25 protein-coding genes and 1 tRNA gene are annotated in these 25,044 nt (G+C 65.5%); 10 read left to right on the top strand and 16 right to left on the bottom strand.

Going from position 1 to position 25,044, the window contains the following annotated elements:
* Positions 1–21: 21 nt before the first annotated feature.
* The 8 genes from KW843_RS07420 to KW843_RS07385 form a co-directional block, all read right to left on the bottom strand.
* Positions 22–375 (bottom strand): hypothetical protein, encoded by a 354-nt coding sequence (locus tag KW843_RS07420; RefSeq protein ID WP_218294512.1) that lies wholly within the window; start codon positions 373–375, stop codon positions 22–24.
* Positions 376–382: 7 nt separating this feature from the next.
* Positions 383–583, bottom strand: a complete 201-nt coding sequence (locus tag KW843_RS07415) for a DUF4926 domain-containing protein (RefSeq protein WP_218294511.1) — start codon at positions 581–583, stop codon at positions 383–385.
* Between the two features lie 9 nt (positions 584–592).
* A complete protein-coding gene (locus KW843_RS07410) occupies positions 593–2,053 on the bottom strand; it encodes a DUF6883 domain-containing protein (protein WP_218294510.1) in 1,461 nt (486 codons plus the stop codon).
* A gap of 20 nt (positions 2,054–2,073) precedes the next feature.
* Positions 2,074–2,181: transfer RNA gene (locus KW843_RS07405), tRNA-OTHER, on the bottom strand.
* An 11-nt stretch (positions 2,182–2,192) separates the two neighbouring features.
* Complete coding sequence (locus KW843_RS07400; RefSeq protein ID WP_218294509.1) at positions 2,193–3,602, bottom strand: hypothetical protein; 1,410 nt, start codon at positions 3,600–3,602, stop codon at positions 2,193–2,195.
* Between the two features lie 11 nt (positions 3,603–3,613).
* On the bottom strand, positions 3,614–5,284 hold the full coding sequence (locus tag KW843_RS07395; protein ID WP_218294508.1) for an NDRG family protein: 1,671 nt from the start codon (positions 5,282–5,284) through the stop codon (positions 3,614–3,616).
* Positions 5,285–5,288: 4 nt separating this feature from the next.
* Positions 5,289–6,164, bottom strand: a complete 876-nt coding sequence (locus tag KW843_RS07390; protein ID WP_218294507.1) for a hypothetical protein — start codon at positions 6,162–6,164, stop codon at positions 5,289–5,291.
* A 158-nt stretch (positions 6,165–6,322) separates the two neighbouring features.
* Positions 6,323–6,832 carry a hypothetical protein gene (locus KW843_RS07385; protein ID WP_218294506.1) on the bottom strand — a complete coding sequence of 170 codons (510 nt, stop codon included), beginning with the start codon at positions 6,830–6,832 and terminating at the stop codon, positions 6,323–6,325.
* A gap of 406 nt (positions 6,833–7,238) precedes the next feature.
* On the opposite strand from KW843_RS07385, the gene aat reads away from it, so the two are divergent.
* Genes aat through KW843_RS07370 form a run of 3 tightly spaced genes read left to right on the top strand, consistent with a single transcriptional unit; the run spans position 7,239 to position 9,636 of the window.
* Positions 7,239–7,994, top strand: a complete 756-nt coding sequence (gene aat / locus KW843_RS07380) for a leucyl/phenylalanyl-tRNA--protein transferase (protein ID WP_218294505.1) — start codon at positions 7,239–7,241, stop codon at positions 7,992–7,994.
* On the top strand, positions 7,991–8,749 hold the full coding sequence (locus KW843_RS07375; protein WP_218294504.1) for an arginyltransferase: 759 nt from the start codon (positions 7,991–7,993) through the stop codon (positions 8,747–8,749). Before aat ends, KW843_RS07375 begins: the two co-directional genes overlap by 4 nt.
* 56 nt (positions 8,750–8,805) lie before the next feature.
* Positions 8,806–9,636 carry an IclR family transcriptional regulator gene (locus KW843_RS07370; RefSeq protein WP_218294503.1) on the top strand — a complete coding sequence of 277 codons (831 nt, stop codon included), beginning with the start codon at positions 8,806–8,808 and terminating at the stop codon, positions 9,634–9,636.
* Positions 9,637–9,790: 154 nt separating this feature from the next.
* Here KW843_RS07370 and pbpG read toward each other — a convergent pair whose 3' ends face one another.
* The 6 genes from pbpG to KW843_RS07340 form a co-directional block, all read right to left on the bottom strand.
* A complete protein-coding gene (pbpG, locus tag KW843_RS07365; RefSeq protein WP_218294502.1) occupies positions 9,791–10,870 on the bottom strand; it encodes a D-alanyl-D-alanine endopeptidase in 1,080 nt (359 codons plus the stop codon).
* Positions 10,871–10,986: 116 nt separating this feature from the next.
* Positions 10,987–12,525 carry a 2-isopropylmalate synthase gene (locus tag KW843_RS07360; RefSeq protein WP_218294501.1) on the bottom strand — a complete coding sequence of 513 codons (1,539 nt, stop codon included), beginning with the start codon at positions 12,523–12,525 and terminating at the stop codon, positions 10,987–10,989.
* Positions 12,526–12,734: 209 nt separating this feature from the next.
* Positions 12,735–13,568 (bottom strand): CDP-diacylglycerol--serine O-phosphatidyltransferase, encoded by an 834-nt coding sequence (gene pssA, locus KW843_RS07355; RefSeq protein WP_218294500.1) that lies wholly within the window; start codon positions 13,566–13,568, stop codon positions 12,735–12,737.
* A gap of 273 nt (positions 13,569–13,841) precedes the next feature.
* Positions 13,842–14,858: a ketol-acid reductoisomerase gene (ilvC, locus tag KW843_RS07350; protein WP_218294499.1), complete on the bottom strand. Its 1,017-nt coding sequence runs from the start codon at positions 14,856–14,858 to the stop codon at positions 13,842–13,844.
* Between the two features lie 79 nt (positions 14,859–14,937).
* Positions 14,938–15,429 (bottom strand): acetolactate synthase small subunit, encoded by a 492-nt coding sequence (ilvN, locus tag KW843_RS07345; RefSeq protein ID WP_218294498.1) that lies wholly within the window; start codon positions 15,427–15,429, stop codon positions 14,938–14,940.
* Positions 15,430–15,572: 143 nt separating this feature from the next.
* On the bottom strand, positions 15,573–17,366 hold the full coding sequence (locus KW843_RS07340; RefSeq protein ID WP_218294497.1) for an acetolactate synthase 3 catalytic subunit: 1,794 nt from the start codon (positions 17,364–17,366) through the stop codon (positions 15,573–15,575).
* A 294-nt stretch (positions 17,367–17,660) separates the two neighbouring features.
* Between KW843_RS07340 and KW843_RS07335 the strand changes: the two genes are divergently transcribed.
* The 6 genes from KW843_RS07335 to KW843_RS07310 are packed head-to-tail and all read left to right on the top strand — an operon-like array spanning position 17,661 to position 21,259.
* Positions 17,661–18,230, top strand: a complete 570-nt coding sequence (locus tag KW843_RS07335; protein ID WP_218294496.1) for an RNA polymerase sigma factor — start codon at positions 17,661–17,663, stop codon at positions 18,228–18,230.
* Positions 18,227–18,685 carry a DUF3619 family protein gene (locus KW843_RS07330; protein ID WP_218294495.1) on the top strand — a complete coding sequence of 153 codons (459 nt, stop codon included), beginning with the start codon at positions 18,227–18,229 and terminating at the stop codon, positions 18,683–18,685. Before KW843_RS07335 ends, KW843_RS07330 begins: the two co-directional genes overlap by 4 nt.
* A 20-nt stretch (positions 18,686–18,705) precedes the next feature.
* Positions 18,706–19,596 (top strand): DUF3106 domain-containing protein, encoded by an 891-nt coding sequence (locus KW843_RS07325; protein ID WP_218294494.1) that lies wholly within the window; start codon positions 18,706–18,708, stop codon positions 19,594–19,596.
* A gap of 52 nt (positions 19,597–19,648) precedes the next feature.
* Positions 19,649–20,203 carry an RDD family protein gene (locus KW843_RS07320; protein ID WP_218294493.1) on the top strand — a complete coding sequence of 185 codons (555 nt, stop codon included), beginning with the start codon at positions 19,649–19,651 and terminating at the stop codon, positions 20,201–20,203.
* Positions 20,204–20,262: 59 nt separating this feature from the next.
* Positions 20,263–20,673 (top strand): diacylglycerol kinase, encoded by a 411-nt coding sequence (locus KW843_RS07315; RefSeq protein ID WP_218294492.1) that lies wholly within the window; start codon positions 20,263–20,265, stop codon positions 20,671–20,673.
* Positions 20,666–21,259: a TIGR00730 family Rossman fold protein gene (locus tag KW843_RS07310; RefSeq protein ID WP_218294491.1), complete on the top strand. Its 594-nt coding sequence runs from the start codon at positions 20,666–20,668 to the stop codon at positions 21,257–21,259. The genes KW843_RS07315 and KW843_RS07310 overlap by 8 nt, the downstream gene beginning before the upstream one ends.
* Before the next feature lie 178 nt (positions 21,260–21,437).
* Here KW843_RS07310 and KW843_RS07305 read toward each other — a convergent pair whose 3' ends face one another.
* Positions 21,438–21,776 carry a P-II family nitrogen regulator gene (locus tag KW843_RS07305; protein ID WP_218294490.1) on the bottom strand — a complete coding sequence of 113 codons (339 nt, stop codon included), beginning with the start codon at positions 21,774–21,776 and terminating at the stop codon, positions 21,438–21,440.
* A 55-nt stretch (positions 21,777–21,831) separates the two neighbouring features.
* Positions 21,832–23,490: an NAD+ synthase gene (locus KW843_RS07300; protein WP_218294489.1), complete on the bottom strand. Its 1,659-nt coding sequence runs from the start codon at positions 23,488–23,490 to the stop codon at positions 21,832–21,834.
* Positions 23,491–23,570: 80 nt separating this feature from the next.
* Between KW843_RS07300 and KW843_RS07295 the strand changes: the two genes are divergently transcribed.
* Positions 23,571–24,830, top strand: coding sequence for a GNAT family N-acetyltransferase (locus KW843_RS07295; protein ID WP_218294488.1), 1,260 nt, complete (start codon positions 23,571–23,573; stop codon positions 24,828–24,830).
* The last annotated feature ends 214 nt before the right edge of the window (positions 24,831–25,044 follow it).

Here is a 25,044-nt window from a genome sequence, read left to right as displayed (position 1 = left end):
CCAGTGCATTCCGCACAGAATCTATGCGGAAGACATGCCCTTTATTTCGGCCAGCTTGCCCGCAAGGACACGGCGCACGGCCTGTGCCACGCTGCCATCCGGGTAGATCAGCTCCATGCCCTGCGCCTGTCGCAACCGCGAGAGCACATCGGGAAGGGCATCTCCTGTCAGCTCGCTCAGTGCCTGCACATCCACCGCCACGCAATCCCACAGGCCGCCGATGTCGCTGCGCTCCGGCCAGTCATTGAAACGGCGCACCAGGCTGGGCCGCCAGCACATCACATAGCGCCGCAGCGGCTTGTCATCCAGCACAACCATCGCCCGCCAGTCCTCAAAGCGCTCCTTCACCCGTTCCAGGGCGGAATCGAAGTCCATGGCGGTTTCAGCCGGCGGTGGCCGCCACTGGTTCGAGGGCGCCGGGCGGCAGCGGGATCTCGGCAAGGGTCTGCCCGTCCTTGTCGCAGAACTCCACCAGGCATTGCCCGTCGCGGAACACCTCCAGCACCACGCCGACAGCGCCCACGGCCAGGCCCGCGCCGGGCTGCGCTTGCTTGAGTGCTACGGTTTCTAGAGCATGGAACATGGCGGGCAATCAGGATCTGGTCTTGTCGATCTTCACATAGGCGGATGTGAGACGCGGAACCTGGCCACCAGGTTCCACGATCCAGCCGGTGCGCACGATAGCACTGCCTTTGGGTCCTGTCAGCGGGAGGTCCACGCTGTACTGCACGCCGTACTGCGTGGTTTGGCGCACCGTGGCCGGGGCCAGGGGCAGCGCGGCGTGGATGGCCTCGGCCAGATCCTGCGAGTTTTCGCGCGTATAGCCCAGGGCCGAGGCAAACACCCGTGCCTTGTTCTTGCCCACCGGGTGGTCGGTGTTGAGCACGTAGCCTGTGAGCTTGTCGGAGGGCAGCACGGCATGGGCGAAGTTGGGCAGCGCATCGGGGTTTGGCAAAGGCTCGGCTGCACGGTCCGCCAGGCGGTCAAGCCGCGCGCGCACCGCGCGCAGGGGTGATCGCACCATGCCCGTGGTGAGCAGGCCTTTGTCGAAGTAGGTCGCCTTGGTCTGGCCCAGCGCGCCAGCGCGTACCAGCGGCGCAAGCCTGCCCAGCGCCTGCAGCGTGGTCTCCTGCCCGGCCTGGTCGGCGGCGGTCACCTCGTCGGCGAACACCATCACCACGAAGCTCAGGGTGTTCGGGTGCGCTGGCCAGGGGCACCGCTCGCGGTCGGGGTACACGCCCTGCCCCAGGCCGTGCAGGTTCTGGGCGGCCAGCAGGTCGCAGATGTCGGGCCGGGGGTGCTCAGGGCTCAGCAAAAAGCGCCAGCCCGCGAACCCCGGGGTACCCTCCCCAGCGGCCATGTAGGCCTCGCCGTGGGCGCGGTTGATCTCGGTGCGGAACACCCGCTCCACCTGCGCGAAGGCGCCGGTGCTGCGGTCGGTGAGGGTGTCCGCCACCTTGGCCAGCGCACCCGCCTTGCCAGCCGCGATGCGGGCCAGCAGGTCGCCAGGCACCTTGTCCCCCTGGAGCATGAAGTCCTGGGCCGCGCGCGCGGCGCTCTTGCCCATCACCACGGCCTGGCCGATGGCACGCACCAGCACCTCGCGTGCGCCCTGGTCCACGCGCCACAGCCGGCCCGACAGGGCAAGCCCATCGGCCAGGGTGAATTCGCGCACGAAACGCACCGCCGCCTGGTGGATGCGCATGGCCGCGCTGCTCTCCAGCACGGCCTGTTCGCCGCCCACGGCCGCCACGCCCTGGGCGGTATAGGGGCGCACCCCCAGCTCGGCGGCGCGCTCGATCGCCTGCTCGATCACGGCGTTGCGCGCATCGGCCAGGCCGTGGATCACCGCCTCGATCTGGGCCAGCAGCTCGCGCAGCCGGTACTCCGGCACCTCCTGCTGGGCATCCACCGCCGCGGCGATGCGCTGGCGCACGTCATCCGCCGCGCGCCCGTACAGCACCAGCAGATCCTCGATGCCGCGGCGGTCGAGCTCCTGCATGGCGTGCCGGGCCTGGCGGCTGGCGCGGCGGATGGCGGCGGCCTGCTTCATGCCCAGCGCACTCGATAGGTTGGAGTTGTCGGAGAGATTCGAACTCTCGGAGTACGGCGGATCGGCTCACGTGCGCCCCGCAATACCTGTTGCATCGCGTCACCCTTAAACCACTCAGGCACGACAACACCTCTTTCCATCATGCACGCCCTTTCCCGCCGTTGCCCCCGGCCTGGCTTACCGCCGTGGAGCTTTCGCCCTTGGGGGCGTTGCCCGGCGTCACGTTTACCCGCGGCATGCCCTGGCCGCGCCCGGCCGCCTGCGGTGCGGGCGGATAGGGGTCGTTTCGTTCGGCCTGCTCGATGCGCTTGTTGCGCACATAGTCGGGGTCCAGGCCCATGTCGGCGAACACCATGTCTTCAGGCATGCCCAGGGCCATGTACTTCAGCGCCAGGTCGGCCACCTGGTTCGGCGTTTCTGTGCGCCGCTGGGCAAAGCGCAGGGTGAACTCGTCCACCCCGGGGTCGATCCCTTTGAAAAGCAGGTGGATCCGGAAGGCCACCGCGTAGCTGGCGGCCATGGCGTCCTGCAGGCCGTCCACCTCGTCGTAGTAGCTGCGCTTGAGGTCTTCCAGGATGTCGCGCGCCATCTCGCCCGTGTAGCCGAACAGGCCCTTGGGCGCTGGGCTCCCCGCGTAGAAGGTGTCCAGCAGGTGCACCACGTCGCCAATATCGCCCAGAGTGGTATCACCCTGCACTGCGGACACGCTGCCCTTGCGGTTCAGGTAGTAGTCGGTGGTGATGGAGCCCTGCTCTCCCTCCACCTGCTGGCGGTACTTCGCCAGGTCATCGTCTTCGGCGCCTTCAAGTACGTGGGCCATGCGCAGCGGTGCCCGCATGCGCCGGCGCAGCACCAGGTCCTCCTCGGTCATCGTGAGTTTCAGCCAGACGTGGGCGCAGGCATCCAGGAACGGGCGGCCCATGCTGCCCATGTCGTCGAAGTTGTCGGGGTCCAGCCGCGCCACCGCCATCTGCCACGCGGCCCAGCTGGCCAGGGTGGTGCCGGTCAACACGTCGCGCTGCTCCCACGCCGCGGCGGGGTTCTTGAACCGGCCGCCCATGTCGGTGATGGGCATCAGCGTGTCGCTGGGCATGCGGATGGCGGCCACCACGTCCTGCCGGTCGTTCAGCACCAGCTGCAGGGGCAGATTGCCCTCCATCACGAAGCCGCGCGCGTCGCTCTTGAGCTTTTCGGCCATCTCAAGCTGCAGGCGGCCTTGCATCGAGCGCCACTCGCGCTTGAGAGTTTCGCTGCTGGCCTTCTCGTTCACCTGCAGCACCAGGCCGCCCCGGATGCAGTCGCGCGCCAGGCGGTTGTGGATCTGCTTGACCCGGCCGTCCTTGCGGTCCATCTCGCGCATCTGCCGCACCATGGCCCGGCGCTCGGTGTCGAGCCACATGCTGCGGTACATGCGCGACATGGCGTCGTCGCTGGCCAGCCGGTCGCCCCGCTCGCCGGCGAGCCGGTTGCCAGCCGGAAAGAATTCTTTCCACATGGTGGACATCAAGGCCACGGCTGCGGTGGGGAGGGTGGAGAGTCGTTTGAACATGGAATGTCCTTTCAAGCCGGCACAAGCACGCCGCCGCCGCTGGGGCGCCAGTGCTGGCCGAAGGAGTGAACGGCGTCGGCGAGCCGCGCCAGCACGGAAGGCAGGCCCAGCAGCTGCTCGCGGGTTTGCTTGCGGCTTTGGATGACGGTGGGCGCATCGGCCATCCCCCGGGTAAGCAGCGCGTATACGGCGGCGCAGGCGGCATCGAAAAGGTCGTCGCCCGTCTTGCGGTCGACCATGGAGAAGCTGCTGTAGCTGGCCTGGGTGGGGGTCGCTTTCATGTTGCCCATCTGGCGCACGAAGGCCAGCCACTCCTCGGGCTCCTTGTCGTTGGCCATGTCCACGTAGGGGAAGGCGGCGCGGTTGTTGTGGAACACCTCGCGCAGGGCGCTGGCCATGATGTGCTTGGTCATCCCTTCGAAGCGCATGGGGGCGAAGGCCCACTGGCTCCAGGCGCTGGCATTGCTTTGGCCGTCCTCCACCACTGCCCGGTTCACGTGGGTGAGGCCCTTGCGGTACAGCACGTCGTTGACGCCGGTCATCATCCCCACGCCGTAGGCGTCGCCGATAGCGTAGTCCGGGCGGAAGTAGTCCCAGATCGACACCAGATCCTCGGCAAGGGTGGTATCGCTCACGCCGGGCTGCCAGATCTTCACGTAGGGGAAGGTGGCCCAGTTGCCAATCTGCTCGCAGATCACCAGGGCGCTCTTCGAGGCGGCGGGGTCTTCACCATGGCCGGTGTGGTCGTAGCCCAGGCTGATCAGGCCGCGCCGCTTATACCGTTCGCCCGGCATCGGGCATGCGCGCTGCAGGCCCGCCTCGAGCCCGAGGGCGCTGGCGCGGCGCAGGTGCTCTTCCCAGATCCAGTTGCGCGCACGGATGTTTTTGCACAAGAACTGCCGTATGTACTCCTCGGGCGGCAGCTGCTTTTGCATGCTCTTGGCCCAGTTGGCATCCACCATGCCCAGGGCCACGCCCAGGTGCACGTCCACGGTGGGCAGGGTGTGGTACTCCCCCGTGTCGATCAGCCGTTGCAGCACGTCGGCGCCCTTGTACACGCCGCTGATGCGAATGGTGGGCTTGAACTCCACCCCCGTGCGATCGACGCCCAGGCGGCGCGCGGCGCCCAGCATGGGCAGGAAGCGCGACAGCAACCGGTCCTGCGGCATGTCGTCGGTTTCCTCGAGGCTGGCCATGGTGATCGAATCGCCGTCGATCTGGCTCATGATCCCGTAAGCACTGGCCTTGCTGCCGTTGGCGAACTGGAACGCCGTGTCCTTGAGCTGCGGGCGGCCCTGTTTGTATGAGATGAACGCGGACAGGATCTCGCTGCGCCGCACACCGTCGATCAGGTAGTCCAGGTTGTTCTGGCTCTGCTGCATGCGCGGCGCCACGATGCCCAGCTCCTGCATGGGCGTGGTGGCCAGGCCCTCCAGGTGGTACATCTCCTTCACGGCCGTCTTGCCCGTACGGCGGCATGAAAAGTCCACCGTGTTCGGGTGCTCGTCCATCTCCTGCATCTTCAGCAGCTGTATGGGGTCGAGCTCCACGTTGTGCACGTGCTTGTGCCACAGGGCATGCGGCTTGAGGCCGGTCGAGGGGTCGGGCAGCGCAAAGCGCATGATCTCGCGCTCGGCCACGATGCTGCTCTTGGCCCGCTGGGCCGCGCTGGAGCGTGCCATGGCGCTACTTGTCCCCGCTGCGCGCCTGGTGCTCCAGCAGCACCGGGTCTTCCTTGGTGGCCTTCTGGGCCTGCTGGATCAGCAAGCGAGCGTTCTCTGTCGCCTCCACCATGCGCTGGCCGAACGCCGACAGGGTTTCCTTGGAGGATTCATCGAGCTGCAGCTTGCCCAGGTTGCGCTCGGCGTCCTCGTCGGTGGCCTTCACCGTCATGCCCAGGTCGCTCATGCTCAGGCCCAGGCGGGTGATCAGCTCGGTCAGCGGCTTGAAAGCCGGGTTGCTCGAGTAGTTGTAGATGTAGCGCTTTTGGCCATCATCGCCCGTGTAGGTCAGCGTCACGGGGTTGCCATCGCGGTCCAGTTCCACCTTGGGCGCCTTGATCAGCACACCCAGGCCCAGCACCTCCTGAATGCACATCTGCAGCGTGGCCATCAGGGCGGCATGCATGTCTGCATGCAGGGCTGTCAGCACCTTGGGATCGCGCTGCTCGAACGCAGCCATGTGCAGCATGAAGGTCTCGGTCTGCTTCACGCACGCGGGCTGCTGATTGCACCAGTCCCGGTCCACATCGCAGCGCGCGCAAAACGAATAGCCGCCGGCCTTTGCCGGGAAGTACTTCGCCGTGCGCGCCGAGGCGCCATGCTTCATCGCGTTGAAGCGCGTGCGCAGGGTCTCGTGGGGTGTTGGATGGCCAGCGATGTTGGCAGCGCTCGCCGCCAGCCCCTCGGGCGTCTTGGGGCCAGTGGAATGCTGGTGCGCCTTCAGTAGCGCCCGCTCCCAGGCCGCCTGCGGCTGGTTCTCGGCGCCGCAATGCGGGCAGTGGGCGAAGTACTTGAACGGGTGGTGCGGCTGGTCGGGGTCATCCTCGACAAGATCAGGCACACCCTCGAACGCCTTGCGGCAGTCGCCGCAGCGGAAATTGACAGAGGGGATTCGCGCGGACCAGTCCTTGGGCATGCTGGCATGTTGCCGTCCAAGTTAGGTGCAAGAAAAGGGGGTAAAACGGCCTAGAGACTGTACCGCGTGCTATAGATTTGAGACTAGTTAAACCGCGCTTTCACAGCCTCAATATCTGCTCGTTCATATCCCTCACAGGCCACCAGCCATTCGTCTCGGAAACTTGCGCTTCCATCATCGAGCGTCACTGTCGACAACATCACGATGAAGCGACTGAAGCCGGTGTACCCACCAAGAGAGTTTTTGGCGTTCACCTCGCCGCAAAAGTAGAGATCACGGCTGGTTTTCAAGTTCTTGAATCTAGCCGAATCGGGATCCTTCAACGCATTGAGTACGGTCCGCTTTCCTTCGGCCATCACCTTGCGCGCGTCCGCTGGATTGGATTTGAAAGGGCGAGGTTTGAGGGGGGGCGGCGCTGGCTTGGCTGGCTCCGCTGCATCAAGCAAGCAGGTCATGAGCTGTGCTTGTCGATTCGATGACGAAGTTGCCCCGATCTCTGCCTCACAGTCTTCAACTGACTTCCCGGCATGGGCAAATTGCAAAGGGGAAAACATAGCGGCCGCGATCACTGCACCCACAAGTCGAATCAGCATTCGCCCCCCTTAAAACCACCAAGCCCGACATGATCTCTTAGTCACTGCGACTTTATCGCAAATTCCGCAGCGACTCCCAGAAAAAAGGGGCCAGCGGTAAGGCTGGCCCCGAAGGTCTGAGAAGATCCATGGAGACACGCTCGCAAAAGCGTCAACGCACCTTCCCACTTCAGGCGGCTATGGTCAATAGAACATCTCGGTTTGCAGCTGTGAACCTCTCGGGGCGTGGAATGGTCAGGCTGACGATTCTGAGTGAGCCCATGATGGGGAGCCACTCAGAAAGCCCACCATGCCCACGCATGGTGGGCTTTTTTGTCGCCGGCTTCATCTGCGCCGCGCACGCCCGGGTTGCCGGACAATAAGTCAGTCTCTTTGTCGTTGTTGTTGTTTACCCGCGCACCATCCCATGCCCCCGCAATTGCCCTGGCTGGAACCCGAAGACCGTTTGCCGCATCCCGCGACCGCATGGGGACCGCAGGACCCCGCACCCGGGCTCCTGGCGGCAGGTGGCGCGCTGGCGGTGGCGCAGTTGCGGGCGGCATACGCCCAGGGCACCTTTCCCTGGTACGGCCCGGGGCAGCCCATCCTGTGGTGGGCCCCCGATCCCCGCATGGTGCTGCCCACCGCGGAGTTCAGGCTGCACCGCTCCCTGCGCAGGACGCTGCAGGCATTCCGCACCGATGCAGCCTGCCAGATCCGCGTGGACCATGCTTTCCGGGAAGTCATCACGGCCTGCGCCACCAAGGAACGCGATGGCCAAGTGGGCACCTGGATCGTGCCCGAGATGATCGAAGCCTACATCCGCCTCCATGCGGCAGGGTATGCCCACAGCGTCGAGACCTGGGTTGAAGGACGGCTGGTGGGCGGCCTGTACTGCGTGGCCCTCGGCCAGGCAGTGTTCGGCGAATCGATGTTCGCCCACGCCACGGACGCATCGAAGATCGCGCTCGCGGCCCTGGTGGGCCTGTGCCGCCACCACGGCGTTGCGATGATCGACTGCCAGCAGAACACGCGCCACCTCGCCTCCCTGGGAGCCCGGGAGATTCCCCGCGCGCAGTTCCTGGCCGAGATCCAGAAGACCCAGCACCTTCCGCCACCGCCCTGGGCCTTCGACCCCGTATACTGGAACGGGCTGCTGCCCTCCACCGTGTCCACGGCATGACGCAACTCAACGACCTTCCACTGCAAACCCTGCAGTTCTATGCGACAGCCCCCTACCCCTGCAGCTACCTGCCGGACAGACAGGCTCGGTCGCAGGTGGCCACGCCCAGCCACCTGATTCAGAGCGACGTGTATTCCGACCTCGTCGCCAAGGGGTTCCGGCGCAGCGGCATGTTCACCTACCGTCCCTACTGCGATGGCTGCCAGGCCTGCACTCCGCTGCGCGTGCTCGTGAATGAGTTCCAACCCGATCGAAGCCAGCGGCGAGCGACCGTTCGACATGGCGGCCTGCAGGCGCGCGTGCTGCGCCTGTGCTTCGTGCCCGAGCACTACCAGCTCTACCTGCGCTACCAGAATGGCCGCCACGCGGGCGGCGGCATGGACCATGACAGCATCGACCAGTACACCCAGTTCCTGCTGCAAAGCCGGGTGAATTCGCGCCTCGTGGAGTTCCGCGAAACGGATGCCAGCGGCGAGCCCGGCGCGCTCAAGATGGTGTCCATCCTGGATGTGCTCGACGACGGGCTTTCCGCGGTCTACACCTTCTACGAGCCCGAGCCCCACTGCAGCTACGGTACCTACAACGTGATGTGGCAGATCGCGCAGGCGCGCTCCCTGGGGCTCCCCCATGTCTATCTGGGCTACTGGATCGAAGCCAGCCCCAAGATGAACTACAAGGCCCGCTTTCACCCCCACGAAGTCCGCACCGATGGCGCGTGGCACCGCGCCGGCCGCCATGCGGAACAAGGCGCCTGAATGCAGGATTGAATTTCACAAGATAAAATGCTGCGGCCCTCATTGCATCGCCGCCCATGAAAAAAATCGATCCCAGCATTCCTGCCAAACCCAGCGTTCAGGTGCTTGAACGCATGTTTACGCTGATCGATGTGCTGGCGTCGCGCGAGGAGGCGATCTCCCTCAAGGAAATCAGCGAGAAGACGGGGCTGCACCCCTCCACCACGCACCGCATCCTGAACGACCTCACGATCGGCCGCTTCGTGGACCGGCCGGAATCCGGCAGCTACCGGCTGGGCATGCGCCTGCTGGAACTGGGCAACCTCGTCAAGGCGCGCCTGAGCGTGCGCGATGCCGCCCTGACGCCCATGCGCAACCTGCACAAGCTGATCCAGCAACCGGTCAATCTGAGCATGCGGCAGGGGGATGAGATTGTCTACGTGGAGCGCGCCTACAGCGAGCGCTCGGGCATGCAGGTGGTACGCGCCATCGGCGGGCGCGCCCCCCTGCACCTGACATCGACGGGCAAGCTCTTCCTGGCCCTGGACGATCCCCAGCGCGTGCGGGCCTACGCCACGCGCACCGGGCTGGCGGGACACACGCGCAACAGCATCACCCAGCTGCCCAACCTTGAGCGCGAACTCGCCAAGGCACGGCAGTACGGGATTGCCCGCGACAACGAGGAACTGGAGCTGGGCGTGCGCTGCATGGCCGCCGGCGTCTATGACGACCAGGGCAAGCTGGTGGCGGGTCTGTCGATATCGGCCCCGGCGGACCGGCTGGACGAAGGGTGGCTGCCCAAATTGCAAGCCACGGCCAACGAGATCTCGCTCGCGCTGGGCCACGTACCCACCAGCACCGAGGCATCGGCATCCAGCGAAGCCGGCTTGCGCGCAGGCCTTCGCTGAGCGGCGCACCACGACCCCAGGAGCCACCGCGCATGAAATGAAAAAGCCGACACAGGCGGGCAATGCCTGGTCGGCCCATGGATGATCAATGCGCTTCGATGGCACCACGGCCCCGGCGGGGCCGCTGGCGCGGGAAGCTAGCTGCCGCTATCGGCTAGCCATTGCTTCCGGCCCGGGCCTGCAACGGGGTCGCCAGGGATGGCATCGACTCCACCCAGTGGCGCACGCGCTCCGCATCCCCCAGCCGGCTGAACTTGCCCGCGGAATCCAGAAACACCATGATGAGCTTGCGCCCGGCGATCTGCGTCTGCATCACAAGGCAGCGGCCCGCCTCGGAGATATAGCCCGTCTTTTGCAGTCCGATATCCCAGGTGGGGTTCTTTACCAGCCCGTTGGTATTGTTGTACTGCAGCGTTCTCGGGCCCACGGCCACCTCATAGCCCGGAGACGTGGACAGCTCGCGCAGCAAGGGATCGCTGTGCGCCACATTCACCAAGGTGGCCAGGTCCCGGGCGCTGGACTGGTTGCGGCTGGACAGCCCCGTGGGCTCCACATAGCGGGTGTCGGTCATGCCCAGCAAACGGGCCTTGGCGTTCATCTGCGCCACGAAAGCCTCCAGGCCACCAGGGTAGGTACGGCCCAGCGCATGCGCAGCCCGGTTCTCGCTGGACATGAGGGCCAGATGCAGCATCTCGCCCCGGGTCAGCGTGGAACCCACCGTCAGGCGCGAGCGGCTGCCCTTTTCCGTATCGACGTCGTCCTGCGTGATGGTGATCGGTTCATCCATCGGCAGCTTGGCCTGGGAAATGAGCATCCCGGTCATAAGCTTGGTCAGGGACGCGATGGGCAGCACCGCATGGTCATTCTTGCTCAGCAGGACCTCGTGCGTGTCCTGGTCGATGACCAGGGCCACACTCGACTTCAGATCCAATGGATCGTTGACCTCGTGCAGGCCCGCCATCTGCCCGAAGGACTGCTTGGCCGGCACGAACGCCACGCGGGTGGCTGCCTTGGAGGTCTTGGCCGTCACGCGCACGGCCCTGGTGGAGGCAGCAGCCACCTTGCGGGGCGCAACGCCCCGTTTGGCAGTGGCCGTGCTGATCTGCTGTTTTTTGTCCGAGGCTTTCTTGCGCTCGCCTGCGTGCGCGGCCGGGGCAGCCAGGACGGCGCTCACGGCGACAACGCTCAAAATTTGAAAGAAACGGCTCACTGCGGCGCGGTGGCGATGGTGCATCAAAGTGCTCCAAACGGTAATAGGTGTTGAGCAGTGTACAGAATCAAAAAAAGTCGCGCAAGATCAATGCCTTGCGCGACTTTCCGAGAAAGTGAATGAAATTATAAATTGTTCATTCAACCTTGTGCAGCCACCCGGTCAGCTTTACTTTGTAACTTGTTCAGCGCGCTGAGGTATGCCTTGGCCGAAGCCACCACGATGTCCGGATCCGCGCCCACGCCATTGACCACGCGGCCGCTGTTTTGCAGGCGCACCGTGACCTCGCCCTGGCTCTCGGTCGAGCCGCTGATGGCATTGACCGAGTACAGCACCATCTCCGCCCCGCTCTTGACGTGCGATTCAATGGCCTTGAGCGAGGCGTCCACGGGGCCGTTGCCTTCGGATTCGCCGCGCACTTCATGGCCGTCGACCGTGAAGACGATGCGCGCGCGCGGGTGCTCACCCGTTTCGCTCTGCTGAAAAAGGGAGACAAAGCCGTACTGCTCCTTCTCGCTGGTCACGCTCTCGTCGCTGACCAGCGCCAGGATGTCCTCATCGAAGATTTCGCTCTTGCGGTCCGCCAGCTCCTTGAAGCGGGTGAACGCCGTATTGACCTCGGTTTCGCTCTCCAGGCTCACGCCCAGTTCCTGCAGGCGCTGCTTGAAGGCATTGCGGCCGCTCAGCTTGCCCAGCACGATCTTGTTGGCGCTCCAGCCCACGTCCTCGGCACGCATGATCTCGTAGGTGTCGCGCGCCTTGAGCACGCCATCCTGGTGGATGCCCGAGGCATGTGCGAACGCGTTGGCGCCCACCACGGCCTTGTTGGGCTGCACCACGAAACCGGTGGTCTGGCTGACCATGCGGCTGGCAGCCACGATGTGCTGCGTGTCGATGTTGAGGTCGAGGTTGAAATAGTCCCGGCGGGTCTTGACCGCCATCACCACCTCTTCGAGCGAGCAGTTGCCCGCGCGCTCGCCCAGGCCGTTGATCGTGCACTCCACCTGGCGCGCACCGCCGATCTTCACGCCAGCGAGCGAGTTGGCCACCGCCATGCCCAGGTCGTTGTGGCAGTGCACGGACCAGACGGCCTTGTCGCTGTTGGGGATGCGCTCGCGCAGCGTCTTGATGAAGTTGCCATAGAGCTCGGGGATGGCGTAGCCCACGGTGTCGGGCACGTTGATGGTGGTGGCGCCCTCCGCGATCACGGCCTCCAGCACGCGGCACAGGAAATCGGGATCGCTGCGGTAGCCATCCTCGGGGCTGAACTCGATGTCGGCCACCAGGTTGCGGGCGAAACGCACCGACTGCTTGGCCTGCTCCAGCACCTGCTCGGGCGTCATGCGCAGCTTCTTCTCCATGTGCAGCGGGCTCGTGGCGATGAAGGTATGGATGCGCGCGCTGTTGGCGCCCGCCAGGGCCTCCGCCGCGCGCGCGATGTCGCGGTCGTTGGCGCGCGACAGCGAGCAGATGGTCGATTCCCTGATCGCATTGGCGATGGACTGCACGGCTTCGAAGTCGCCGTTGGAACTGGCCGCGAAACCGGCTTCGATCACGTCCACCTTCAGGCGCTCAAGCTGGCGCGCGATGCGCAGCTTCTCGTCCTTGGTCATCGAGGCGCCGGGGGATTGCTCGCCATCGCGCAAGGTGGTGTCGAAAATGATCAGTTTGTCAGCCATGTTGTTCTCCTGGTATCGGTGGGTGGGGTTCCCGCAACGTCAAAAATCTGGCGCCCAAAACAAAAGGCCCGCTGCGGGTGCATACGGGCCTGTGTGGAAAAAGTGTGCGCGTGCGCTTACTGTCTCCGCCCGTGGGGAGGTAGCAGTAGGGCCAGTGCAAACGTGTTCATGCGATGCAATGTAGCACAAGTCACGACCCGCCGCCGTGGTCACTTGTGGAGTCCACGCTCATCGGGTTCATCGGTCGACGTGCTGATCACGCTGCTGTGCTGGCCCTTGGCCTTGCGCCAGGCATAGACGCCGTAGCCGCTCAGCCCATAGCAGACGAACACGCCGAAAAGCACGATGGGGGGATGGATGTTGATGACCGCGATGCCCAGCGCTATCAGCACGATGGCGGCAAAGGGCACGCTCTTCTTCATCTGCACGTCCTTGAAGCTGTAGAACGGCACGTTGGTCACCATGGTGAGTCCCGCATACAGCGTGAAGGCGAACATGACCCAGGTGGTCTGCGTCCAGGTCAGCCACAGGTCTTCTCCCGGATGCACCCCCAGCTCCGTCATGAGCCAGATGAAGCCGGCCACCAGGGCGGCGGCGGCTGGCGAAGGCAGTCCCTGGAAGTAGCGCTTGTCCACCACGCTGGTATTCACATTGAAGCGCGCAAGGCGCAAGGCCGCGCAGGCGCAGTACACGAACGCGGCGATCCAGCCCCAGCGGCCCAGGCCCTGGAGCGACCACTCATAGGCGATCAGCGCGGGCGCCGCTCCAAACGAGACCATGTCGGACAGCGAATCCATCTGCTCGCCAAACGCGCTCTGCGTATTGGTCATGCGCGCCACGCGCCCGTCCAGGCTGTCCAGCACCATGGCGCAGAAGACGCCCACCGCCGCCATGTCGAACCGGCCGTTCATGGCCATCACGATCGAATAGAAACCACCGAACAGGGCCGCCAGCGTGAACAGGTTGGGCAGGATGTAGATGCCTTTGCGCCGCTTGCGCACCATCACACCGGGGTTGTCGGTGGATTCATTGCCGTCATGCATCAAATAGACCTCCAGCGCTTGCCTGTATTGCGCAAGCTGCTATTAAATTTATAGTTTTCAACCCTGACCCACGGAACAGGCGGCGCGCCGCACGCGCAAAAGGCGAAGGCCGCAGTGTAGCGCCTGCCAACATGGCGTCCCGCCAAAGGAAGCGCCCCAGCCCCCGGCGCAGGTGAGCGCGCTCCCAAGTAGCGGGCGGGCTTTGCGCCAGGAGGTGGCCCGGCAACAAAAAAGGCCACTGTGAAGTGGCCTTTTCGTGCTTCGCACAGGAGATCAGTTGCGGGTCTGGTCGACCAGCTTGTTCTTGGCGATCCAGGGCATCATGGCGCGCAGCTTGCCGCCCACCACTTCGATGCTGTGGTCGGCGGTGTTGCGGCGGCGGGCCGTCATGCTCGGGTAGTTCAGGCGGCCTTCCTGGATGAACATCTTGGCGTAGTCGCCGTTCTGGATGCGCTTCAAGGCATTGCGCATGGCGGCGCGCGACTGCTCGTTGATCACTTCGGGGCCGGTCACGTACTCGCCGTACTCGGCGTTGTTCGAGATCGAGTAGTTCATGTTGGCGATGCCGCCTTCGTAGATCAGGTCCACGATGAGCTTGAGTTCGTGCAGGCATTCGAAGTAGGCCATCTCGGGGGCATAGCCGGCTTCGACCAGGGTTTCATAGCCCATCTTGATCAGCTCGACGGCGCCGCCGCACAGCACGGCCTGCTCGCCGAACAGGTCGGTCTCGGTTTCTTCCTTGAAGTTGGTCTCGATGATGCCGGCCTTGCCGCCACCATTGGCCATGGCGTACGACAGGGCCAGGTCGCGGGCCTTGCCGGACTTGTCCTGGTGCACGGCCACCAGGTGGGGCACGCCGCCGCCCTGGGTGTAGGTGTTGCGCACGGTGTGGCCAGGGGCCTTGGGAGCGACCATCCACACGTCCAGGTCGGCACGGGGCACGACCTGGTTGTAGTGCACGTTGAAGCCGTGGGCAAAGGCCAGCGAGGCGCCCTGCTTGATGTTCGGGGCCACGTTGTTGGTGTAGACCTCGGCGATCTGCTCGTCGGGCAGCAGGATCATGACCACGTCGGCGGCCTTGACGGCGTCGTTCACTTCCATCACGTTCAGGCCGGCCTTGCCAACCTTGTCCCACGAGGCACCGCCCTTGCGCAGGCCGACCACCACCTTCACGCCGCTGTCGTTCAGGTTCTGTGCATGGGCGTGGCCCTGCGAGCCGTAGCCGATGATGGCAACGGTCTTGCCCTTGATCAGGCTCAGGTCACAGTCTTTGTCGTAGAAAACTTTCATGGGTTGCTCCGGTTGAAATGCGTTGTTCGGGTTGAAAAATAAAACGGGGTATTGTCCTGGAAAGCGCTCAGGCGCCTTTTCAGACACGCAGGATGCGTTCGCCTCGGCCGATGCCGCTGGCACCGGTGCGCACGGTTTCCAGGATGGCCGTGCGGTCGATGGCCTGCAGGAAGGCATCGTTCTTTCCCTGGTCGCCGGTGAGCTCGATGGTGTAGCTCTTCTCGGTCACGTCGATGATGCGGCCACGGAAGATGTCGGCCATGCGCTTCATCTCCTCGCGCTCCTTGCCCACGGCGCGCACCTTCACCATCATGAGCTCGCGCTCGGTGTAGGCGCCTTCGGTGAGGTCGACCACCTTGACCACCTCGATGAGGCGGTTCAGGTGCTTGGTGATCTGCTCGATCACGTCGTCGGAGCCCGTGGTCTGGATCGTCATGCGCGAGAGCGATGGATCCTCGGTGGGCGCCACGGTGAGCGATTCGATGTTGTAGCCACGGGCGGAGAACAGGCCCACCACGCGCGAGAGCGCGCCGGGTTCGTTTTCCAGCAGAACGGCAATGATGTGTTTCATGATGAAGAGATTCCTCTTTTCGCTGCCCTCCCCCGTGCACGGTAATGCACGGGCTTGGCAGGCAATAGATTCGTCAAAAAGTGATAGCTATCAAATTGATAGCTGCTTGCGCTTGCCAATCAAGCGCTGGAGCCCGATTTTGCTTAAAGGTCTTCCGACCCCAGCAGCATTTCGGTGATGCCCTTGCCGGCCTGCACCATCGGGAACACGTTCTCGGTGGGGTCGGTGCGGAAGTCCATGAACACCGTGCGGTCCTTGAGCTTGCGGGCTTCGCGCAGCGCGGGCTCCACGTCCTTGGGATGCTCGATGAGCATGCCCACATGGCCGTAGGCCTCGGCCAGCTTCACGAAGTTGGGCAGCGCGTCCATGTAGCTGTGGCTGTAGCGGCCGGAGTACTCGATTTCCTGCCACTGCCGCACCATGCCCAGGTAGCGGTTGTTCAGCGAGCAGATCTTGATCGGCGTGTTGTACTGCAGGCAGGTCGACAGCTCCTGGATGTTCATCTGCACCGAGCCTTCGCCCGTGATGCAGAAGACCTCGGAGTCCGGCTTGGCCAGCTTGATGCCCATGGCGTAGGGAATGCCCACGCCCATGGTGCCCAGGCCGCCCGAATTGATCCAGCGGCGCGGCTCGTCGAAACGGTAGTACTGCGCGGCCCACATCTGGTGCTGGCCCACGTCGGACGTGATGTAGGTGTCCGCATCCTTGGTCATGTTCCACAGCGTCTCGACCACATACTGTGGCTTGATGACGTCGCTGCTGCCCATGCTGTACTTGAGGCAATCGCGCTTGCGCCAGCCTTCGATGGTGTCCCACCAGGCGGCCAGAGCACCCGCGTCAGGGCGCGTGCTGCTCTCGCGGATCATGGAGATCAGCTCGGTGAGCACGTCCTTCACGTCGCCGACGATCGGGATGTCCACCTTCACGCGCTTGGAGATGCTCGACGGGTCGATGTCCACGTGGATGATCTTGCGGTCGTTCTGCGCGAAATGCTTGGGGTTGCCGATCACGCGGTCGTCGAAGCGCGCGCCCACGGCCAGCAGCACGTCGCAGTTCTGCATCGCGTTGTTGGCCTCGATGGTGCCGTGCATGCCCAGCATGCCCAGGAACTTGCGGTCCGACGCGGGATAGGCGCCCAGGCCCATCAGCGTGTTGGTGACCGGATAGCCCAGCATGTCCACCAGCGTGCGCAGCTCATTGGTGGCATTGCCCAGCAGCACGCCGCCGCCGGTGTAGATGTAGGGGCGCTTGGCAGCCAGCAGCAACTGCAGCGCCTTGCGGATCTGGCCGCCGTGGCCCTTGCGCACGGGGTTGTACGAGCGCATTTCCACCGACTGCGGGTAGCCGCTGTAGGGCACCTTCTTGAACGAAACGTCCTTGGGCACGTCCACCACCACGGGGCCGGGGCGGCCGGTGCGGGCGATGTGGAAGGCCTTCTTCATCGTCATGGCCAGATCGCGCGGGTCCTTGACGAGGAAGTTGTGCTTGACGATGGGGCGGGTGATACCGACCGTGTCGCACTCCTGGAAGGCGTCCAGCCCGATGGCGGGCGTGGGCACCTGGCCGGAGATGATCACCATGGGGATCGAATCCATGTACGCCGTGGCGATGCCGGTGACCGCATTGGTCAGGCCGGGGCCCGAAGTGACCAGGGCCACGCCGACTTCGCCGGTGGCGCGCGCATAGCCGTCGGCGGCGTGCACGGCGGCCTGTTCGTGGCGCACCAGCACGTGCTGGATGGTGTCTTGCTTGTAGAGCGCGTCGTAGATATAGAGGACGGCGCCGCCAGGATAGCCCCAGATGTACTGGACGTTCTCGGCCTGGAGCGACTTGATGAGGATCTCGGAACCCATGAGGTCCTGCGAGCCGGAATTGGGAGAAGCATTGCCCTGCGTGGCAGCGGCAGCTGAAGTGAGTTCAGCCTTGGAGATTTCCATGATCGATCAACCTTTGTGAATTTCTCTGACGAAAAACCTTGGGTGCCCCTCGCACGCGCTCTTGTGAAGCCAGCTTGGAACTTGAGGCCAAGGACATGGGCGGGATGATTGCCGCGCCGGACCGTGACCCGTTTGCCTTTTGAATTGCAGCAGCGATTATCGCACTGCAACACATGTAAAACCGCAGGCAGCCTAAAAAAACCCCGGCGGATGCGATAATCAAAGGCTCCACGTGCCGGATAGCCACATTTTTGCGCTCTCACCGGCACCGATCCCCTCCCGGGCTGACCCGTCTTGGCAACCGAACAAGAACTCTCCGACTTCCTCAAAAGTGTAGAAAAGCGCGCTTTCAAGCGTTCGGTCTACCACGTTCGCAATGAGGAAGCGGCGCTCGACATCGTGCAGGACAGCATGCTCAAGCTGGCGGAGCACTACGGCGACAAGCCGGCGGCGGAGCTGCCCATGCTGTACCAGCGGATCCTGTCCAACTGCACCCTGGACTGGTTCCGGCGCCAGAAGACCCGCAATGCACTGTTTTCGAGCATGAGCGACTTCGAGGGCCCCGGCGAAGATGGCATGGATTTTGATCTGCTGGAGGCGTATTCAGGACCGGATGGTGGAGAACGGGCGGAGAGCGCCGAGGATCTGACCCGCCGGGCGCAGATCTTCCACGGTATCGAGGCTGAAATCGCCGAGCTTCCGCCACGTCAACGGGAAGCGTTCCTCATGCGTTACTGGGAAGAAATGGATGTTGCAGAAACGGCGGCCGCCATGGGCTGCTCCGAAGGCAGTGTCAAGACGCACTGTTTTCGTGCCATACAAACCCTCAGCAAGGCACTGAAGGCCAAAGGAATCGAGCCATGAACACTGTACAGACCCCATCGACACAGGCAGAAGCTGCGGCAGAGCGCTTTGCGCTGCGCGTCGCGTCGCGGTTGTCCAGCGGCACCGCCGAATTGCCTTATGACATTTCCGAGCGGCTGCGCGCCTCGCGCGTGCAGGCGCTGGCCAAGCGCAAGAAAGACATCGTGCCGGTGCGCCTGGCGGCCCCTGCGGCCGTCATCCACGGCGCGGGCGGCAGCGCCACGCTGGGCCGCGGCGGCAGTGAAGGCGGTGGCTGGTGGAGTGCGCTGGTTTCCGCCGTTCCCCTGATGGCCCTGGTGGTGGGCCTGGTCGTGATCAACATTGCCCAGGACGAAAGCAGTGCCAATGACGTGGCCGAGGTGGATGCCGCGCTGCTGACCGATGATCTGCCACCCGCAGCCTACGCAGACCCGGGCTTCGTACAATTTCTCAAGACCTCCGCGCAGCCGAACTGAGCTGCCCGACACCGTACTGCATGCACCCAAGCCCTTCTGACGCTTCCCCCGCCCTGCCAGCCTTCGTGCTGGCTTTGGCGCTCTTGGGTGTGCTCGCGGCGGTGGGTGGCCAGGTGCTGGTGCAGATGCGCATGGCACCCGGCACCCTGCTGCCCGCCGGCGCGGAAGCGGCCGTGGCCAGCCCCAACAACGCGCGCTCGCCCACGCGCCATGGCACCTCGATGGTGCCGCAGGTCGAGACCGGTCCGGGCTGGGAGACCTTGACCACGCCCCAGAAGCTGGCGCTGTACCCGCTCGCGGAGCGTTGGGCGCTGATCAGCGAGGCGCAAAAACGCCGCTGGCTCGCGCTGGCGGCCAATTTCTCCGCGCTCCCCGAGGAAGAACAGGCCAAGTTCCACGACCGCATGGCGGACTGGGCCAGCCTGAGTGCCCAGCAGCGCAACCAGGCCCGGTTGAACTACGCGGTCACCAATCGCCTCGCCCCCGACGACAAGCGCGCCCAGTGGGAGGCCTACCTGGCCCTGTCCGAGGAAGAAAAACGCGCCCTGGCGGCCCGTGCGGCGCCCAAGCCCAAGGGCGCCGCCACGGCGCTGCGGCCCGTGTCGCCCAAGAAACTGGCCCAGGTGCCAGCGGCCACGCAGGCCAACCCCAGCCGTCCGAATGCGCCCAAGATCCCCCCCGTGCTGGACCACAGCCTCCCGCGCGTGGCAGCGCCGGTGACGCCCGCGGCGCCACCCGCATCGGGCGTGCCCACGCAGAATCCGGCCTCCACGGTGGTGGAGACCGCGCCCATCTCGGTGCCCGTGGCGGTTCCGGCGGCGCTGGCACCGCTGGGCGCAGGCTCCGGGGAAGCACCCGCCGCCCCGGCTCCCATCGTCACACCCGACAATTCCGGCCTGTATCCTCAGTAGACCGCCGGCCGGCCTTTCCCGCCTTGCTCCTGCCTCGCTTTCGCCCCCTGGAATGACCGCCTCCCCTCCCGCCCGCACGCCGCCGGCCGCCCCCTCCTCCCCTGCGCCTTCAGCCGCCGGCATCGGCGCGACGACGCCCAACCTGTGGCGCCGCATGGCGTGCTGGCTGTACGAGGGCATGCTGATGTTCGGGGTGGTCTTCATCGCAGGCTACCTGTTCGGCACCCTGAGCCAGACCCGCCACGCGCTGGACAACCGGCATGCCCTGCAGGCCTTCCTGTTCGTGGTGTTTGGCATCTATTTCACCTGGTTCTGGGCCAAGGGCCAGACCCTGGCCCAGAAGACCTGGCTCATCCGCGTGGTGGACACCGCAGGGCGCCCCATCACCCAGGCGCGCGCCCTGCTGCGCTACCTGCTCAGCTGGGTCTGGTTCCTGCCGCCGCTGGCCGCCTACCTGTTCGGCGTGCCCGCCCTCGAGGTGCTGGTGCTGCTGTTCGGCTGGGTCGCCATCTGGGCCATCCTGAGCCGGTTTCATCCCCAGCGGCAGTTCTGGCATGACGCGCTGGCCGGCACCCGCCTGGTGCACTTCGAGCTGCCAAAAAAGTAGCCCCCCGCCACCCCTTCGCCGTGCCAGCTGTCACGCGGGTGCGAGACAATGCCCGGACCATGTCCCTATCTCCGCCGCAGCCCGTCGCGCCCGCCAACCCCCAGAAAGCCCGCTCGGGCCTGAACCGCATCTGGCACGCCGCCGGCTATTCGCTGGAAGGCCTGCGCGCGGGCTGGAACGAAAAGGCGTTCCGCCAGGAGGCCATTGCCGCCATGGTGCTGCTGCCCCTGTCGCTGTGGCTGGGGCGCAGCTGGGTGGAGGTGGCGCTGCTGGCAGGCTCCGTGGTGATCGTGATGATCGTGGAGCTGCTCAACACTGGCATCGAGACCGCCATCGACCGCATCGGCCCCGAATGGCACGACCTTTCAAAACGCGCCAAGGACATGGGCAGCGCCGCCGTGCTGCTGGCGCTGCTGCTGTGCATGGGCATCTGGGGCGCGGCTGTTTTTCAGAGGATCTTCCATGGTTGAACCGGCATTTTCAGTGTGTGTGTACTGCGGCTCGCGCCCTGGCGAGAACCCGGCCTTCGCCCAGGCCGCCAAGGCCGTGGGCCAGTGGATCGGCCAACGTGGCGGGCAGCTGGTGTATGGCGGTGGGCGCAGCGGGCTGATGGGCACGGTGGCCGAGGCCACCCGCGTGGCGGGCGGGCGCGTGGTGGGCGTGATTCCGCAGGCGCTGGTGGACAAGGAGCTGGCCAACCGCCTGTGCGACGAGCTTCACATCGTGCAGACCATGCACGAGCGCAAGGCGATGATGGCCGAGCGCAGCGACGCCTTCCTGGCCCTGCCCGGCGGCATCGGCACCTTCGAAGAGCTGTTCGAGGTGTGGACCTGGCGCCAGCTGGGCTACCACGACAAGCCGCTGGGCCTGCTCAATGTCGCGGGCTACTACGACGCGCTGATGGGCTTCCTGGACCACAGCGTGGCCAGCGGCTTCATGGGCGAATGGCAGATGGGACTGCTGCATGCGTCCGCCGACGCCGATGCGCTGCTGCGCACGCTGGTACAGTCCGCCGGCCCTGGTCAGGCGCCGGTGCCGCTGCGTGCCGTGATCTGACGGCCGGGCCGCGCGGGTACGGGGTCACCCCCGCATCGCGCTGCCGGCAGCCACACAACAAAACAAAAGCGAAAGGGGCGGTTTTCCGCCCCTTTCGCTTTGTGCCTTGTCCTTGTGTGTCTTGCGTGCCTTTTCCTTGCGGGAGCCCGTGCGGCCCCGGCCAGGCGGGCGCGGCCCCTCAGACTGCGGCGTCGTCCAGGTCGCCGGTGCGGATGCGCACCACGCGCTCCACCGAGGTGACGAAGATCTTGCCGTCGCCGATCTTGCCCGTGCGCGCGACGCTCACGATGGCATCCACGCAGCGGTCCACGTCTTCGCTCTTCACGACGACCTCGACCTTCACCTTGGGCAGGAAGTCCACCACGTATTCAGCGCCCCGGTACAGCTCGGTGTGGCCCTTCTGGCGGCCAAAGCCCTTCACCTCGGTCACGGTGAGGCCGGTCACGCCACATTCAGCCAGGGCTTCGCGGACTTCTTCGAGCTTGAAGGGCTTGATGACGGCGGTGATCATTTTCATGGCGGGTCTCCTGGAGGATGTAAAAAATGGGGGCTGAAAGCGCAGCGCGGAAGCGTCACGCCCTGAATTTGCTGGTGATAGGGTAACGCCAGTCCTTGCCGAAGCTGCGGCGCGTGACGCGAATCCCTACGGGAGCCTGGCGGCGCTTGTACTCGTTGAGCTTGATGAGGCGCGTCACACGCTCCACATCGGCGCGCGCAAAACCGCTGGCGATGATGGACTCGATGGGCTCATCGTTCTCCATGTAGCGCGCCACGATGGCGTCCAGCACTTCGTAGGGCGGCAGGCTGTCCTGGTCTTTCTGGTCGGGGCGTAGCTCGGCGCTGGGCGGGCGGGTGATGATGCGCTCGGGAATGGGACTGGCGCCCGTGCCGTACGGATCGTTGGCGTTGCGCCAGCGCGCCAGGTCGAACACCCGTGTCTTGGCCACGTCCTTGATCACCGCGAAGCCACCCGCCATGTCGCCATACAGCGTGCAGTAGCCCGTGGACATCTCGCTCTTGTTGCCCGTGGTGAGCACGATGGCGCCGAACTTGTTGGACAGCGCCATGAGCAGCGTGCCCCGGATGCGCGCCTGCAGGTTTTCCTCGGTGGTGTCCTCGGCCAGTCCCGCGAAGTCGCTCGCCAGCGCGGCCTCGAAGGCCTCGAACTGCGGCTTGATGGAGATCTCGTCGTAGCGCACGCCCAGGCGGGCAGCCATGTCGCGCGCATCGATCCAGCTGATGTCGGCCGTGTAGGGCGACGGCATCATCACCGTGCGCACCTTGTCGGCGCCCAGCGCGTCCACGGCAATGGCCAGCACCAGGGCCGAGTCGATGCCGCCCGAGAGCCCCAGCAGCGCGCCCGGAAATCCGTTCTTGCCCACATAGTCCCGCACCCCCAGCACCAGGGCGTCCCACAGGTCCGCCTCCAGGCTTTTCTCCGGCGCGATGTCTGCTTCAATTTTGATAGCATCCTGCGCTTGCTGGACTTGCGCGAAGACCAGTTTTTCTTCAAACCCAGGACCACGACCAGCCACCGAGCCGTCGGCGTTGAGCGCGAAAGAGCGGCCCTCGAACACCACCTCGTCCTGCCCGCCCACCAGGTGGGCGTACACCAGCGGCAGGCCGGTCTCGGCCACGCGTTCGCGCATGGTCTGCTCGCGTTCGGCGCTCTTGCCCAGGTGGAAGGGCGATGCATTGATGACCGCCAGCAGCTGCGCGCCCGCGGCCGCCGCATCGTGCGCCGGCGCGGCGAACCAGGCGTCCTCGCAGACCAGCAGGCCCACCCGCACGCCCTCCACCTCGAACACGCAGGGCGCGCTGCCCGCCACGAAGTAGCGGCGCTCGTCGAACACCTGGTAGTTGGGCAGCTCGCGCTTGGCGTAGGTCTGCTCGATGCGGCCCTCGCGCAGCACGCTGGCGGCATTGAGGCAGGCGCTGAACGCAGGCGCATCGGGCGACACCGCCTGCGGATGGCCCAGCACGATGGCCAGGCCTTTCAACCCTGCCGTCTCGCGGGCCACGGTTTTCACGGCATCATCGCAGGCCGCGATGAAGGCCGGGCGCAGGAACAGGTCTTCGGCGGCATAGCCACAGATGGCGAGTTCGGGCGTGAGCAGCAGCCGGGCACCCCGGGCATGGGCTTCGCGGGCCGCGGCAATGATCTTCTGCGCGTTCTGGGGCATGTCGCCCACGACAAAGTTGAGCTGCGCAGTGCAAATGGAGAGCGTCATGGAACTGGAATCGGCCCCTGCGGCCAGGTTGAATACCGCCACTGCGGACCCGCGGCACCGGGGGTGGAGCGGGGGATCGCATGGCTGAAGCCGCCATTATCGCCCGCGTACTCGCATCCCCGCTCGACGTCGGGGCCGACGCCTGGAACGCCCTGCTCGCCCGGCAAAGCCACCCCACGCCCTTCATGCGGCACGAATACCTGGCCGCCCTGCACGAAAGCGGCAGCGCCACGCCACGCACCGGCTGGGCCCCCCGGTTCATGACCCTGTGGGAGGACGGCACGCTGATCGCGGCCTGCCCCCTGTACCTCAAGAGCCATTCGTACGGCGAGTATGTGTTCGACTGGGCGTGGGCCAGCGCGTATGAGCAGCACGGCGTGCCGTACTACCCCAAGGCCGTCGTGGCCGTGCCTTTCACGCCGGTGCCCGGTACGCGCCTGATGGCGCGCGACGAGGCCACGCGCGCGCTGCTGGTGCAGGCCGTGTGCCAGTGGTGCGGGGAGGAAAACGTCTCTTCCGTGCATGTGCTGTTTGCCAGCGACGACGACGCGCGGACCTGCGCGGGGCGCGACCTGATGCTGCGGCACACCGTGCAATTCCACTGGAAGAACCAGGCTCCCGCGCCCGGCGGCGGGGACGGCTACCGCAGCTTCGACGAATTCCTCGCCAGCCTGTCCCAGGAAAAACGCAAGAAGATCCGCCAGGAACGCCGCCGCGTGGCCGATGCGGGCGTTACGTTCCGGTGGGCGCGCGGCACGGACATCCCGCAGGCGGACTGGGATTTCTTCTACCGCTGCTACGAGCGCACCTACCTCGAGCACGGCAACCCGCCCTACCTCACGCGCGACTTCTTCGCGCGCATGGCCGCGCAGCTGCCCGGCGCCTGGCTGCTTTTCATCGCCGAACGCAACGGGCGGCCCATTGCCAGCAGTCTGATAGCTGTCGGCGCGGATTCATCAAGCGCCAGCGGCCCAAACGCCCATGAACCCGTGGCGTATGGCCGCTACTGGGGGGCGCTGGAGCGCGTGGACTGCCTGCATTTCGAGGCCTGCTACTACCAGCCCCTGCAGTGGTGCATCGAACACGGCGCGCGGCGCTTTGAGGGCGGTGCCCAGGGTGAACACAAGATGGCCCGCGCGCTGCTGCCGGTGCAGGCCACCAGTGCCCACTGGCTGGCGCACCCGGCCTTCGCCGAAGCGGTGGAGCGGTTCCTGGCGCGCGAAAGCGAAGGCGTCCAGCACTACCTGGACGAACTGCAGGAGCGCAGCCCGTTCAGGCAGGCGCCGCCGGGGGCTGAGGCCAGGGCCGCCTTGGCTCCGCACGGCGCCGGCACGGGCTGAGGGGCCACAGCCCCGTCTCCTTCCGGCCCCTCCCCCTTCCAGCCCGGGCGCCTGTCAGAAGCTCTCCCAGTCATCCTCCGCGCCCGCCGCCACGGGCTGCGGTGCGGGGGCCTTCGGCCTGGCCGCCGCGATGGAAGGTGGCCGCGCGGCGGGGGCCGCCTTGCCGCCGGCGGGGCGCATCGCGGCACCCGCCGCCCGCAGGGCGGGCCGGGGC

The sequence above is a fragment of the Acidovorax sp. sif1233 genome, assembly GCF_019218755.1.
Lineage (GTDB): Bacteria > Pseudomonadota > Gammaproteobacteria > Burkholderiales > Burkholderiaceae_C > Acidovorax.
Note: the sequence above shows the minus strand (reverse complement) of the source record. Positions and strands in the feature narration are given on the sequence as shown.

Bases quoted from the DNA above. Each gene is read 5' to 3' on its own strand.
- KW843_RS07420 (WP_218294512.1), bottom strand. From the start codon at position 375: ATGGACTTCGATTCCGCCCTGGAACGGGTGAAGGAGCGCTTTGAGGAC.
- KW843_RS07415 (WP_218294511.1), bottom strand. From the start codon at position 583: ATGTTCCATGCTCTAGAAACCGTAGCACTCAAGCAAGCGCAGCCCGGC.
- KW843_RS07410 (WP_218294510.1), bottom strand. From the start codon at position 2,053: ATGAAGCAGGCCGCCGCCATCCGCCGCGCCAGCCGCCAGGCCCGGCAC.
- KW843_RS07400 (WP_218294509.1), bottom strand. From the start codon at position 3,602: ATGTTCAAACGACTCTCCACCCTCCCCACCGCAGCCGTGGCCTTGATG.
- KW843_RS07395 (WP_218294508.1), bottom strand. From the start codon at position 5,284: ATGGCACGCTCCAGCGCGGCCCAGCGGGCCAAGAGCAGCATCGTGGCC.
- KW843_RS07385 (WP_218294506.1), bottom strand. From the start codon at position 6,832: ATGCTGATTCGACTTGTGGGTGCAGTGATCGCGGCCGCTATGTTTTCC.
- aat (WP_218294505.1), top strand. From the start codon at position 7,239: ATGCCCCCGCAATTGCCCTGGCTGGAACCCGAAGACCGTTTGCCGCAT.
- KW843_RS07375 (WP_218294504.1), top strand. From the start codon at position 7,991: ATGACGCAACTCAACGACCTTCCACTGCAAACCCTGCAGTTCTATGCG.
- KW843_RS07370 (WP_218294503.1), top strand. From the start codon at position 8,806: ATGAAAAAAATCGATCCCAGCATTCCTGCCAAACCCAGCGTTCAGGTG.
- pbpG (WP_218294502.1), bottom strand. From the start codon at position 10,870: ATGCACCATCGCCACCGCGCCGCAGTGAGCCGTTTCTTTCAAATTTTG.
- KW843_RS07360 (WP_218294501.1), bottom strand. From the start codon at position 12,525: ATGGCTGACAAACTGATCATTTTCGACACCACCTTGCGCGATGGCGAG.
- pssA (WP_218294500.1), bottom strand. From the start codon at position 13,568: ATGCATGACGGCAATGAATCCACCGACAACCCCGGTGTGATGGTGCGC.
- ilvC (WP_218294499.1), bottom strand. From the start codon at position 14,858: ATGAAAGTTTTCTACGACAAAGACTGTGACCTGAGCCTGATCAAGGGC.
- ilvN (WP_218294498.1), bottom strand. From the start codon at position 15,429: ATGAAACACATCATTGCCGTTCTGCTGGAAAACGAACCCGGCGCGCTC.
- KW843_RS07340 (WP_218294497.1), bottom strand. From the start codon at position 17,366: ATGGAAATCTCCAAGGCTGAACTCACTTCAGCTGCCGCTGCCACGCAG.
- KW843_RS07330 (WP_218294495.1), top strand. From the start codon at position 18,227: ATGAACACTGTACAGACCCCATCGACACAGGCAGAAGCTGCGGCAGAG.
- KW843_RS07325 (WP_218294494.1), top strand. From the start codon at position 18,706: ATGCACCCAAGCCCTTCTGACGCTTCCCCCGCCCTGCCAGCCTTCGTG.
- KW843_RS07320 (WP_218294493.1), top strand. From the start codon at position 19,649: ATGACCGCCTCCCCTCCCGCCCGCACGCCGCCGGCCGCCCCCTCCTCC.
- KW843_RS07315 (WP_218294492.1), top strand. From the start codon at position 20,263: ATGTCCCTATCTCCGCCGCAGCCCGTCGCGCCCGCCAACCCCCAGAAA.
- KW843_RS07310 (WP_218294491.1), top strand. From the start codon at position 20,666: ATGGTTGAACCGGCATTTTCAGTGTGTGTGTACTGCGGCTCGCGCCCT.
- KW843_RS07305 (WP_218294490.1), bottom strand. From the start codon at position 21,776: ATGAAAATGATCACCGCCGTCATCAAGCCCTTCAAGCTCGAAGAAGTC.
- KW843_RS07300 (WP_218294489.1), bottom strand. From the start codon at position 23,490: ATGACGCTCTCCATTTGCACTGCGCAGCTCAACTTTGTCGTGGGCGAC.
- KW843_RS07295 (WP_218294488.1), top strand. From the start codon at position 23,571: ATGGCTGAAGCCGCCATTATCGCCCGCGTACTCGCATCCCCGCTCGAC.